Genomic DNA, 12,779 nt, shown 5'->3' on the forward strand with positions numbered 1-12,779 from the left:
ACATGAATGACGAACATCGGAAAGCCGTATGAGGGAAAACCTCACGTACGGTTTGATGAGGAGGGGCAGAAATTTATCTGCCCTTTACTCTAGAAGGAACCCTTAATTTACCTCCAGTGATGTTTTTTGTTCATGTGGGGCATTGGTTACGGTTAGAACCTTCTATCAGGTTATCTAGAAGCTATAGCAAGAGCTTTTGCCAATTAGTCAAGGGCTATTGAAGCCACATAAATTTTGCACATAATTTTTGCGCATTGTACAATCGCCGTCATGTTGATAGGGTAAAAGGGGAGGACATAGTCATGGAATGGCGGAAGGAGAGATTATATGATTAGGGCAGTAGCTAATAACAACGGTACCTCCTCAATTACCCGAACCAATGCAGGGTTTCTTGCGATGATACGAAAAGATTTCAAAAAAAACAGATATCTTTATCTGCTGTCGCTTGCGGGGATCTTGTACTACATCATCTTTAAGTACGTTCCTATGTACGGCGCAATTATCGCATTTAAAAATTATTTACCGTCCAAGGGAATATGGGGCAGCCCATGGGTAGGCTTCAAGCATTTTGAAGATTTCTTTGGAAGCCATTATTTTTGGAGAGTTTTGCGAAACACTTTACTTATCAACTTGTATGAATTGTTTTTTGCCTTCCCTGCTCCAATTATTTTAGCTCTTATGTTAAATGAAGTACGCAGAGCTTTTTTTAAGCGGATGGTGCAAACGATTACATACCTGCCCCATTTTGTCTCTATGGTTGTTATCTGCGGTATGCTCGTTGATTTCAGCCAAAAAGCCGGGCTATTGAGCACTATTCTTACGTGGTTTGGGGCAGAAAGACAAAATTTACTGCTAAATCCTGATTTGTTTCGTACGATTTTTGTCGGATCCGGTATTTGGCAAGGGATCGGATGGGGTTCTATTATTTATTTGGCAGCGCTTACCTCTATTGATACGCAGCTCTATGATGCGGCTACGGTAGACGGTGCAGGACGCTGGAAGCAGATGATCCACGTAACCATACCGGGTATTATGCCCACGATCGTCATTTTGCTTATTTTACAAATCGGGGGCATGATGAACGTTGGTTTTGAAAAAATCATTCTACTGTATAATTCACAAACCTATGAAACGGCGGATGTCATTTCCAGCTTCGTTTACCGAAGAGGGATATTAGAAGCAAATTATAGTTACAGCACGGCTGTAGGCTTGTTCAATTCCGCCATAAATTTTTTGCTGCTAATTATCGCTAACCGGATCAGTCGTAAAGTTAACGAGACTAGTCTGTGGTAAAAGCCGGCAGTAAAAGCATATGGGACATGAATATTGAATGTACCTAGTTGACGTTATTTGGGCATAAAGTAAACGCTTACTTTTATACTGGCTAAGTATTGCTTATTCTGTAGACTAGGGGGGAGCCAAATCAATGATAAAAAGAAGCTTGGGCGATAAAATTTTCGATACCTGCAATTATTTTATTCTTATTCTTCTCACGATAGTTACGCTCTATCCTTTTCTGTTTGTGCTCTTTGCTTCATTGAGCACTCCGTCCGAGCTTGTTAAGCAGACGGGAATCTTATGGAAGCCTATGGGTTTTTATCTGGAAGGTTATAAGCTCGTGTTGAAAAATCCGATGATAGGAATCGGTTATAAAAATACACTCATCTATGTCCTGCTAGGGACCATACTTAATGTGTTTTTTACTGCACTTTTTGCTTTTGTTCTCTCTAGAAAAGATTTGTATTGGAAGAAATATATGATGATGATGATCGTGTTTACCATGTTCTTTAGCGGAGGTCTCATTCCTGAATACATGCTTGTTAAAAATCTCGGGATGCTGGATACCCGGTGGTCGCTTATTGTTCCGGGTTTGATTGCTACATGGAACTTGATCATTATGAGAACTTCTTTCCAGTCGATTCCTTACGAATTGGAGGAGGCAGCTAAAATGGACGGCGCCTCCGACTGGACCGTCTTTTCGAAGGTCATCCTGCCTTTATCAGTGCCGCTTCTTGCTGTGATGGTCTTGTTCTACGGAGTGGCCCACTGGAACGCATGGGCGAGTGCACTTATCTACTTGCGGGACAGGGACCTGTTTCCGCTGCAGCTGGTACTGCGTGAGATCCTGATCCAAAACAGTACGAGTGACACAACAAACTTATCGTCGGCTAGCGATCCTTTTCTGGGAGAGGTCGTTAAATATGCGACTATTATCGTCGCTACACTGCCTATTTTGGTGATGTATCCCATTATCCAAAAACATTTTACTAAAGGGGTCATGATTGGCGCATTAAAGGGGTAACTGCAACTGTGTTTAGAGGGTTTATAAAGAGAATGAAGGAGGATTAGCTTAAAATGAACAAAAAACAAGCGACAGGACTTATGGTTTCACTAACACTTGGCATCGGGGCCATCTCAGGTTGTTCCAGCGATCCGAACAAGACGGCAAAGGATACAGGGGCGGCTGGAAAGCCGACAGAGCTTACCTTTTTCATGAATACTAATTTAACTGCAAAGGCTGTAAAGGGCTTTGAGGAGATTGAAGCATACAAAGAAATACAAAAGCGGACAAATACCAAAATAAAATTTCAACAGCCCGGTGACGGATCCCAGTTTAATATCATGCTTGCTTCGGGTACTTACCCGGATATCATATACGCTCCTAGCAATTACCCAGGGGGCATTGCGAAGCTGGTTCAGGATGGCGTGGCTATTAAGCTGAATGATTTGATTGATCAATATGCGCCTAATTATAAAAAAATATTGAACGACAATCCTGAAATCCGTAAGCAAGTTGTGTTGGACGACGGTACCATTGCCAAGTTTCCGCAAATCGACATCGATCTTCACCGAATTGCTTATTCCGGACAAATGGTTAGGGAAGATTGGCTAAACAAAGTCGGATTGAAACAACCGACAACGATAGATGAGTGGTATACTGTCCTTAAAGCCTTTAAGGATAAGGATCCGAACGGAAACGGGGTAAATGACGAGATCCCTTTAGGGGACCGGGGGGATGGTCTCGGAAGCATTGGTTCGTTTGCTACCAGCTGGGGAATATTGGCCGATAGATTCCAACTTCATTCGAAAACGGGCAAAGTGACCTTCGGCCCCCTCGAACCCGGATTCAAAGATTATGTGGCAACCATGAACAAATGGTTTAAAGAAGGGCTTATCGATTCTGAATTTGCAGCGACGGACAAGAAGGCGTTTGAGGCGAAATTTGCTAAGAATACGATCGGAGCCTACGGTGGAGTCATTACCGGAATCAATGCCTTCAAAGATCAGATGAAAGGCAGCTTGCCTGATTTTAAACTGATAGGGGTTGCTCCCCCTATCGGTCCTGCCGGTAAATCATACAGCAATCACTCCCAAATGGTTCAGAACGTTCCACTGGACGGCGTGTTTATAAGCTCCCAGGCTAAAGACCCTGTAGCGGCCGTCAAACTGCTCGATTTCATGATTGGCCCGGAAGGAAGCGACCTTCAGAACTGGGGCATTGAAGGTAAGAGCTATACAACAAACAATGGCAAAAAGACGTTCACCGATGAGGTATTTCATAATCCGGAAGGCTTTGAGCCGACCGAAGCGGTCAAAAAATACGCACTGCCTACAACAGGAATGGTCAAGGTCATGGATTTTAATGCTTGGGCATCGTTTGAGCTTCGTTATCCGGAAGCGACGGAAGCTAACGATATTTGGTTCAAAGCAGACCGTTCACTCCTTATTCCTCCTTTATCCTTCAACGGAGAGGAGAGCCAGAAGCTCGGCAGCATTATGAGCGAGGTAAATACGTACGTAAAGGAAATGTGGATCAAATTTATTATGGGTACGGAGCCGATCGATAACTACGATAAATTTGTGGCTACTTTAAAGAAGATGGGGATTGAGGAAGCAATAAAAATTCAACAAACGGCTTACGATCGTTATCAAAACAGGAAGTAAATGACGGAGGGTTGGATACACCATTGTATCCAGCCCTACATTCCTTTATGTCTATACTTGCGGGAGGGGGGAAGCTCATGGGAAGGGCAAGAGCTTACCGAGTTTTTGTCAGTTATTTGGTTTCTTATCTTCTTATTCTGCTTGTTCCAGTTACGGTGATGACGTTTCTTGTTTATGACGTATTCCTCGACAAGCTGCAAGAAGAGACTCTTCTCGGGAACATGAATACACTCGATAAAGTTAGATATGCCATGGATGAGCAGCTCAAGCGGGTGGAGGATACTACGTATCAATTGATGATTGAAGATAACCGTCTTTCCCAGTACAGGGTCTCTGACGAACAAGGATTTAAGGCATGGGGAATGGTTAGAGAAATAAAAAAATATCAAAAAATGAATCCGTTTGTCCAGGAAATTTGGCTGCACTACTACGGTGAAGAAACGGTTTACACCAGCAGCAGCGTGTATTCAGTAAACTTATTAAGTGAGGTTTACCAATTTGCGGATTGGACTAAAGAACAGATGGTCAAGGATCTTAATACCTTATCCAAACAGCTGATTATGCCTCCTGCTCAAGATTTACGGGGCCAGGAACGCTATTTGAGAATCGCGGTCCCTGTTCTTCCTAACAAAAACAAGCCATATGCCACGCTAGTTTATTTAATTAAAGAGAGCTCTATCCATCAGCTCTTATCGAATTATATTTCAACGGGGGGATCGACCTGGGTACTCGACCCAAACAACCGGGTAATTACCGGGTTGGGGAATATAGAGCAATTCGGGCCAGAGAACATTAGCAAACTTTCCGCTTCTCAGTTAGATGAGGCTTCCCAAAGAATAACCATCGGCGGGAAAGAGCAATATTTGTTTATTGTCAAATCTGAGAAAACCGGCTGGAAGTACGTCACTCTGCTGCCTGTCAGTCATGTGCTGGGAAAAGTTGAGCAGGCCAAAACAATGTTTATCTACGGGATTGCTGCCGTCCTTCTTATCGGTTGTGTGATTGTTTTCTTGGGAATGCGTTGGAATTATGGTCCGATCCGGTTGTTGAAATTAGAAACGGAGCATATGTTTTCCCCTGCAGAGCCTATGCATGAGTTGGAGATAGTACGTCATGCACTAAGCTCCTTAACGCTTCAAAACCGACAGCTGGACGAGAAGGTGCGTACCCGTGATGCAGCAGCTAGGAAACAGCTGGTTCTATCCCTGATTAAAGGTGACTTCGCCTCTTCGGAAGAGCTGCGGATGTATAGTGACGAAATGGGGCTGCCGATTCAAGGGTCTTTGTTTAGGGTTGTCATTGTCCAGCTGGCTCAGAAGTTCCATGAACGGGATCGCGGCGACTTGTCTGTACATAGCCTGGAAAGCTTTCTGCCTGAGCATCTGCAGGGATTGGGCATGGAGCACATTGAAAAAAACAAGTATATATTCATTATGGTAACGGACGAAATGGACACGGACCGGTTCATGGCACTTATTTTCGGTTTTCAGGAATCGCTGCGTTCTGCTTATCATGATGCTGTCACCCTAGGAGTAGGGTGTGAGTGTTCTTTGCCGGAAGTTTCCCGCTCCTATTTGGAAGCGAATACAGCCATTGGTTACTGTTTCTTGCAGGGAGTCGATAGGGTCATAGATTATAAGGACATTCCGTCCAACCCTGCGTTAGATCAGTATCCTTTCGAAGATATGGAGAGTTTAGGGCAGTCTATACGAACTGGAAACGGGTATAGAGTGGAGGCAATCCTGTCCTCCATGATCCGGTTTATAAGGGAGAAACAGCCGCCACTCATCGTTGCAAGAAGTCTTTGTCTGGATATTATCCGAACTGTAAATAGGACGTGGAATGAGTTGGAATTCCAGGATCAAAGCTTTAACGGGTATCCTGATGTTTTTACCTTGGAGCAGTTGGATACGATTGATGACTTTGAGCAATTGATAAAGTCGCTTTGCTTCGATCTTTGTGAAGCGTTTAAAAGTGTACAGGAGGAGGTAGGAACGGGGCGGTCAGTAGACCAGATGATCGAGTACATCAAAGAAAACTACAAGTCATGCGATTTCACTCTACAAAACATGGCCCTGCATTTCAAGATTGCACTTCCGAATTTAAGCCAATATTTCAAAGACCAAACCGGGGTAACGCTGTTGGACTATACAACAAGCCTGCGAATGGAAGCCGCAAAGCAGTTGCTTACCGAGCAAGACTTGCCATTAAAGGTTATAGCCGAGCAAGTCGGTTATTATAATGTATCGAGCTTCATTCGAAGATTTAAGCAGTTGGTTGGAGTTACGCCTGGAGAATATAGAATCCAATTCAAAGAGTGAAAAAAGAATAGCTCAAATAGCCCCACTTGATGGGTTGATTTTGCAGCCGTCTTACGGCGATATGGTCTTCCTATCATTGCTGGCCCATATATTGAATGACATACTGCTTCGGTGTCGTTCCAAACATTTTCTTGAACACCTTGATGAAATAGCTGGTCTCCATTCCGACTTGTCCGGCTACCTCGTCAACGGCTATCCCGGGATGCTGCTGGAATAGCTGCAAGGCTTTGCGCAGGCGGACCATTTGGAGGTACCGGTTCGGCGTCAAGCCATAGACGCTCAGGAAGAGCCTGTGAAAATGCTGCGCGGAATAACCGACCGCACGGGCCACGTTCGACAAATGAAGGTGCTCGTTATAATGCTCCTCCAGAAAATGAACCGCGTTCTTTAAAGCCTGGTTCGACTGCTCCCGGGAGCGCGGCTCCTCCTGCCAGCCTTCCCCCTGTCTATGCTTTTGCAGGCTAAGCAAGAATCCGTATAAACGGTGCGAGGCTTCCCAGACCGTATCCGGCTTGCCGTCATTGATCCTGTGCCACAGCCGGATCAGCTCCGACCATATGAACTCAAACTCTTCACTGGGCAGCCTTTGCCAGTGGCCTGACCCCGCAGCCTCGGCGGCTATGCGGGAGGCTTCTCCCTGAAAGCCGATAAACCCGAGCTCCCAGCCCTCGTCCTTATTCTCGGGGAAATATTCATGAGGGACGCCTTCGCCTAACAAGAACACGGTCCCTTCCGTTAAGCGGAGGTCTTGCTGTCCATGAATTCGAAAGATGCCGCTTCCTTTGCGGGTAATAAACAGCTGATACACGGGAAAACCCGTGGGCCGGAAGGTCGGCTTCTGCTCATGATAGCCTATGCAGTAAATATACAGCGGAGGGAGCTGCTGTTGAGGATGGGCATTGGCCAGAATAAAGGGCAGCATGATGATCCCCTTTCATGTTAAGAATGAACGATTTCATCGCATGTATGGTGCAGGGTACAGCGGATGTACTGCTTATCTTTAAGTATACGGCAATGGCTAGAAGGTGTATAGGATCAAGCGGTTGCACCTTAGGGCAGCAGAGAAGGGAGGGAGCGGGGGTTTTGGGAAGAGAACAAACATGTTAGGATTCAACGATTTTATCCTATTTTTGTACTACAGGATCCCAGCCTGAATTCCATATAATGGGTTTACTTGTGTAAGCGCTGTCTTTCTGGACTTCGATGGCGATACATGAAAAAAGATATTGTGGGAGGAAAGGTAAGGATGAGAAGAGAGACAATACTGCGGTGGCTGGTTCCACCCCTCTTGGTGGTCACTGTCACGGCGTGCAGCGGCGGAAACCAATCTGCTGCCCCCAGTCCAACTGCTCCGGCAGCGTTCAAAATGGGCACCGAGCCCGTAGAGCTCTTTGTTGTATCGGCAAGCGGTGATTCAGTTGAAAGCTTCAACGAACGGTTCCAGGATTTGATTGCCGCTAAATACCCGAACGTCAAGCTGACCTATCTGCCTTGGAAGAAGGAAGGCCCGTCCATTCAAGAAATGATAACTGCAGGCCAGCAGATCGATCTCTACTTTGATTCCATCGGGATCTTCAGCACCGTACAAAATTACCAGCTGCAAATGGATATGACCGACTTGATCAAAAAGCATAACCTGGATTTGGGAAGCCTGGAGCCGGTAACCGTCGATGCCGCCAAAATGGCTTCGGGCGGGAAGGAAATGTGGGGTGTCCCCGTATTCAACAATAACCTGATCCTGTATTATAACAAGGATTTGTTCGATAAATTCGGCGTCAGCTACCCCAAAGAGCAGATGACCTGGGATGAATTGAATGAACTGGCCAAAAAGCTGGGCAGATCCGATGACAGCAATGTGTATGTGGGCTATACGACCTCCGCTAACCACGCGCTTCGCATGAATCAATTGTCACAGCCCTACCTGAAGCAGGATGCATTGAAATCAGCCATATCGGGCGAGCAGTGGAAAAAGTATTATGAAACGGCTTTTCTCAACTCCTATAAAGCCGCAGGGCTTGACGCGTTTACCGCCAAAAATAACCGTATGCCGAACTTTCTGACGCAGGAGGCGGCTATGTTCATGTATTTGTCCTCAGCCATGTTCATCAATAAGGAGTATGATACGCTTAACTGGGATATGGTGCCGATCCCTACGTTCAAGGATATGCCGGGTGTGGGCTCCCAGCCGTACCCTACCTTTTTTAGCGTAACCTCGACGAGCAAGCACAAGGATGAAGCCATGGAGATCATTAAATATCTGGTATCGGAAGAAGTGCAGATGAAGCTGTCCAAAAAAGGCATTATGCCGGTGTTAAACAACGAGGCTGTGAAAAACGCGTTTGGTCAGGACAGCAAATTCAAATCCAAAAACCTGAAGGCGGTATTTACCAATAAATTCGCCCCTGTGCCTTACAAAACCAAGTATGATTCCTTAGTGGAAAAAACCTACAACGAAGCCGTCGGCGTTGCTTTGAATCAAGATATCAATACGGCGCTGCGGTCAGCTGAAGAAAAAGCCAATCAAATCCTGGCTTCGGAAGCGAACAAATAGACAGAACTCTATCAAGACATGAGATTGATGCCAATGAACAATAAAGACGCTCCTGTGACTCGTGAGAGCCGCAGGAGCGTTTTGAAATTTAATAGATTAGCTTCTTCCTATCCTGGCATGAGGGAGGGCTTCGAATGCCTCAATGGCGGCGTTGGCCACGATAACATCGTTCGCGCTCGTGCTTCCGCTGACACCGATGCCTCCTATGATTTTCCCGTTCCAGGTAATCGGCACGCCGCCGCCCAGAATAACGACCCTGCCGTGGTTTGTCGTGTTAATGCCGAACGATTCTCCGTCGGGACGCGCGGCTTTGGCCAAATTGGCCGTAGGCACTCTCAATGCCAACGCGGTCCAGGCTTTGTCCTGGGCAATACTGATGCTTCCCAGCTTGGCATCATCCATTCGCTGGAATGCTAACAGATTGCCTCCTTCGTCGACGATGGCGATGACTTCGGCAATGCTGAGCTCCTTCGCTTTTTGCTCGGCTACCCTCATTAAATACTTGGCGATTTCCAATGACAAAACAGACATTTGCCTCGCTCCTTCAGTTACGGTCACTTGCCTATGGCATAGCGTATGCAGGGGCCGGGAGGAGGGTTCGGATCTATTTTTCGGTCATAGATAGCCGGGTCTGCCTGCATTACCATTAGATGCAGCTGGATAAATAGATGGAATTGTGCCATGATTGGATTATAATAGAGTAGTTAATAATAGAGTAGAATCTAATCATAGAAGGATACAGCGATGAGAAAATTTAAAAAGTTTTATGTTGAAATAACGAGCGTGTGCAATTTGGCGTGCTCCTTCTGCCCTCCTACCAAGCGGGAAGCGACTTTTATCAAGCTGGATGCGTTCACCCATATTCTTGATGAGGTAAGGCCCTTTACCGATTATATTTATTTTCATGTCAAAGGGGAGCCGCTGCTTCATCCGAAGATTGACCAGCTGCTGGATTTAAGCCATGAGCGCGGCTTCAAAGTGAATTTGACGACGAACGGAACGTTAATCCCCAAGGTGAAGCACAAGATACTAATGAAACCGGCTTTGCGTCAGGTAAATATCTCGCTCCACAGCTTCGACGGGCATGAAGGCTCAACAGATAAGGAAGGCTATATTGCCAATGTGCTCTCCTTTGCCAGGGAAGCATCCGAGAAGAACAACGTCACCATTTCGTTAAGGTTATGGAACCTTACTGAGGATAATGCAACGAATGCAGAGCGCCAACGGAATCGGGAAATTCTCGATATGATAGAGAAGGAATTCCAGCTGGATTATAACATCGAAGAGAAGGTGGTTCGCGGCAGCGGAACGAAAATTGCGGACCGCATTTATATTAACCAGGATCACGAGTTCCAATGGCCTGATCTGAAAGAGGATGAGGACGACGGCAGGGGCTTCTGCCACGGTCTTCGCAACCAGGCCGCTATATTGTCCAATGGCACGGTGGTCCCTTGCTGTCTGGATGGGGAAGGAGTCATCAATTTGGGGAATGTCCATGAGAAGCCCTTCGCCGAAATTATTCAAGGCGAGAGAGCGACAAGGCTCTACGACGGCTTTTCGCGGAGAGAGATTGTGGAGGAGCTTTGCAGAAAGTGCGGGTACCGCAGAAGGTTTAATGCATAATGATGCCTATACAGCATGTCCATTTGTGGGCGTGCTGTATTTTTTTACCATAAAATTCATAAGACTCCGAGGTCATCGGATGTGTACATTCTATTCGGCGATAAAACCTGCCTCAAAACGCGGCCGCACGTCTTTGAAAGGCCTCCTCGATAGAGGTTTTCTCATATTTCGGGTCTCCCCGCAAAGAACCTGAATCAGCTATGAAGCCAAGTCACCCCATGCTTGGGTCATGTTCTGTTCCAAATATGATAATGGAGCAAAAAGAGATGAAGACTGGACATTTCCTCATCTGCCTGTTCGGTATATGCTTCTGTATGAATGCCGGAATCTTTTAGAAAACAATATGGAGGTACATCATGCAGAATGATGTGACAGTATGGCAGGAAGAAGCTTCGGTGGAGCTGATACATGAAAGCATGGACATTCGAATAGGTTATCCGTCTATATTGGCACCGGGAGACCGTTACCCTAAGGTGGCGATTACGGCGGCTGAGCAAGGCAATGTTAGGGTCACCATAACACATCTGCAGTCCGGCGAGCTTGTGTTGTCCGCCGAGGTGCGGGATGTCGCGGCAAAGGTCCGAACGATGGTTGGTTTTCAGGAAGTCTGCGGACGGCAGGGAGGCTACAAAATCGATGTGGAGCTATCCCTGGCAGGAGGGGCGAGCCGCACCGATGCTTTTTATTTTACCGTCGTTGAGAAGCTTCCCGCACGCAGCAGCAGGGCCACTTACATCGATGAGGCAGGTGCTATGATCTATTTGCCCGATTATCGCGGCAACCGGCTTCCGGATTTCTCGGGAGTCGGATATCGCGGCGGCGGGAAGGCCATACCCGAAGTGCCCGTACAGGTGACGTTATCTCCGGTACCGGGAGATAATACGAGCCATATTCAGGAGGCGATAGACCGGGTATCCCGATTGCCATTGGATGCTAATGGTCATCGCGGTGCAATCCTGCTGACAAAAGGGATTTATGAGATCGCCTCCTCCCTCGAAATCAGAGCTAGCGGCGTTGTGCTGAGAGGAGAAGGGCAGGGAGATTTCCGCAAGCTGTGGCACGATCCGGACCAATGCTCGAGTCTTGAGCAGCTAAAGGAACATTTGGAAGGGCAAGACGCCACGATCCTTATCGCAACCGGGAGCGAGCGGCGCAGAATCATCAAAATTTATGGTTCGGAAGAGGCATTTCGGGAACGAATAGGCGACAGCAGTGAGATCACGGACAGCTATGTGCCAGTGGGAGCCAATACCTTTAGGGTGCAGGATGCCAACGGGTTTAGTGTTGGGGACGCTGTCATTGTACAACGAAGCGGCAATGCGGCCTGGATACATGAAATCGGCATGGACCGTATTCCGCCGCGCTCCGACGGCTCCAGGATCACGCAATGGTCGCCGTTCGAGCTGGAATTCGAGCATATGATTACGGCGATTCAAGGCAATCAGATCACGGTGGATTCCTCCTTGATGAATGCGATTGAAGACCGCTGGGGGGGAGGCCGGATTTATAAATTCAATGATCAGGCCCGGATTAGTGAGGTCGGCGTAGAGAACTTAAGAGGGATAGCATTCTGGCTTCCGAACGGCGACGGGGTGGACGATACGCGGCATGCCAACGAATTCATCGATCTGGATTATTGCAGGAACGGCTGGGTCCGCAATGTAACGGCAGAGCATTTTAACAGTACGAATGGCGCCTTCCGAACAGGCCGAGGGTCCAAGTGGATTACGATTCAGGACAGCTCGTCCCTGATTGCAGACAAAAAATTTTATAGCGGTAAAGGCTACGATCCTACCGGCCGTACCTTCTATGAGACGAATATTTATGTCGGCCGTTACGGCTTCTATTTGATCGGACAATCCGGACTGGTGCTGCGCTGCTTTGCGTTGAATAACCGTCACGGGTTTACGCTTGGCTCCAGAGTAACCGGCCCCAATGTGTTTCTGGACTGTGAAGGCGAGCAGCCGTTAACCTGGAGTGAACCGCATCATCGGTGGTCGGTTGGAGGCTTGTACGATAACGTGCATGATATGATCTCCTTGATGAACCGTCTGAATATGGGCTCGGGTCACGGCTGGGCGGGAGCCAATTATGTGGCGTGGAATACGGAAGGGACGCTGGTTACGCATCAGCCGCCTACTGCACAGAACTGGGCTATCGGTCATGTCGGGAAAAAAGATCCGGGCGGCAATAGAGGTCCCGACGGCTTCTGGGATTCCCATGGAGAGCATGTGGAGCCGCGGAGCTTATATTTGCAGCAGTTGAAGGATCGGATGGGTGCATCTGCGCTGCAGCATATCGGGTATCGTACTCAAGATTGAGGGAATAAGGCTTTGCTT

Annotated in this window: 9 protein-coding genes; 7 read left to right on the forward strand and 2 right to left on the reverse strand. The window is 47.2% G+C overall.

The window, feature by feature from the left end; translation table 11 throughout:
* The first annotated feature begins 396 nt into the window (after nucleotides 1–396).
* The 4 genes from GGC63_RS23215 (at nucleotide 397) to GGC63_RS23230 (ending at nucleotide 6,266) form a co-directional block, all read left to right on the forward strand.
* On the forward strand, nucleotides 397–1,293 hold the full coding sequence (locus GGC63_RS23215; protein WP_412973891.1) for an ABC transporter permease: 897 nt from the start codon (nucleotides 397–399) through the stop codon (nucleotides 1,291–1,293).
* A gap of 133 nt (nucleotides 1,294–1,426) precedes the next feature.
* A complete protein-coding gene (locus GGC63_RS23220; RefSeq protein ID WP_192704360.1) occupies nucleotides 1,427–2,302 on the forward strand; it encodes a carbohydrate ABC transporter permease in 876 nt (291 codons plus the stop codon).
* Nucleotides 2,303–2,355: 53 nt separating this feature from the next.
* Entirely contained in the window at nucleotides 2,356–3,945 is a 1,590-nt protein-coding gene (locus GGC63_RS23225) for an extracellular solute-binding protein (protein ID WP_192704361.1), read from the forward strand.
* A 77-nt stretch (nucleotides 3,946–4,022) separates the two neighbouring features.
* Nucleotides 4,023–6,266, forward strand: coding sequence for a helix-turn-helix domain-containing protein (locus GGC63_RS23230; protein WP_192704362.1), 2,244 nt, complete (start codon nucleotides 4,023–4,025; stop codon nucleotides 6,264–6,266).
* A 73-nt stretch (nucleotides 6,267–6,339) separates the two neighbouring features.
* Here GGC63_RS23230 and GGC63_RS23235 read toward each other — a convergent pair whose 3' ends face one another.
* On the reverse strand, nucleotides 6,340–7,188 hold the full coding sequence (locus GGC63_RS23235) for a helix-turn-helix transcriptional regulator (protein WP_079910972.1): 849 nt from the start codon (nucleotides 7,186–7,188) through the stop codon (nucleotides 6,340–6,342).
* 324 nt (nucleotides 7,189–7,512) lie between these two features.
* Between GGC63_RS23235 and GGC63_RS23240 the strand changes: the two genes are divergently transcribed.
* Nucleotides 7,513–8,817, forward strand: a complete 1,305-nt coding sequence (locus GGC63_RS23240; protein ID WP_192704363.1) for an ABC transporter substrate-binding protein — start codon at nucleotides 7,513–7,515, stop codon at nucleotides 8,815–8,817.
* Nucleotides 8,818–8,913: 96 nt separating this feature from the next.
* Here the strand turns inward: GGC63_RS23240 and GGC63_RS23245 are convergent, their stop codons facing one another.
* Nucleotides 8,914–9,348, reverse strand: coding sequence for a GlcG/HbpS family heme-binding protein (locus GGC63_RS23245; RefSeq protein WP_192704364.1), 435 nt, complete (start codon nucleotides 9,346–9,348; stop codon nucleotides 8,914–8,916).
* Between the two features lie 213 nt (nucleotides 9,349–9,561).
* Between GGC63_RS23245 and GGC63_RS23250 the strand changes: the two genes are divergently transcribed.
* Nucleotides 9,562–10,440, forward strand: a complete 879-nt coding sequence (locus GGC63_RS23250; RefSeq protein ID WP_079910969.1) for a radical SAM/SPASM domain-containing protein — start codon at nucleotides 9,562–9,564, stop codon at nucleotides 10,438–10,440.
* A 356-nt stretch (nucleotides 10,441–10,796) separates the two neighbouring features.
* Entirely contained in the window at nucleotides 10,797–12,761 is a 1,965-nt protein-coding gene (locus GGC63_RS23255; RefSeq protein ID WP_192704365.1) for a hypothetical protein, read from the forward strand.
* Nucleotides 12,762–12,779 lie beyond the last annotated feature (18 nt).

The organism is Paenibacillus sp. OAS669 (assembly GCF_014873645.1).
GTDB classification, from domain to species: domain Bacteria; phylum Bacillota; class Bacilli; order Paenibacillales; family NBRC-103111; genus Paenibacillus_S; species Paenibacillus_S vulneris.

Coding starts and splice junctions, on each gene's coding strand:
- GGC63_RS23220 (WP_192704360.1), top strand. CDS start 1,427: ATGATAAAAAGAAGCTTGGGCGATAAAATTTTCGATACCTGCAATTAT.
- GGC63_RS23230 (WP_192704362.1), top strand. CDS start 4,023: ATGGGAAGGGCAAGAGCTTACCGAGTTTTTGTCAGTTATTTGGTTTCT.
- GGC63_RS23240 (WP_192704363.1), top strand. CDS start 7,513: ATGAGAAGAGAGACAATACTGCGGTGGCTGGTTCCACCCCTCTTGGTG.
- GGC63_RS23215 (WP_412973891.1), top strand. CDS start 397: ATGATACGAAAAGATTTCAAAAAAAACAGATATCTTTATCTGCTGTCG.
- GGC63_RS23225 (WP_192704361.1), top strand. CDS start 2,356: ATGAACAAAAAACAAGCGACAGGACTTATGGTTTCACTAACACTTGGC.
- GGC63_RS23235 (WP_079910972.1), bottom strand. CDS start 7,188: ATGCTGCCCTTTATTCTGGCCAATGCCCATCCTCAACAGCAGCTCCCT.
- GGC63_RS23245 (WP_192704364.1), bottom strand. CDS start 9,348: ATGTCTGTTTTGTCATTGGAAATCGCCAAGTATTTAATGAGGGTAGCC.
- GGC63_RS23250 (WP_079910969.1), top strand. CDS start 9,562: ATGAGAAAATTTAAAAAGTTTTATGTTGAAATAACGAGCGTGTGCAAT.
- GGC63_RS23255 (WP_192704365.1), top strand. CDS start 10,797: ATGCAGAATGATGTGACAGTATGGCAGGAAGAAGCTTCGGTGGAGCTG.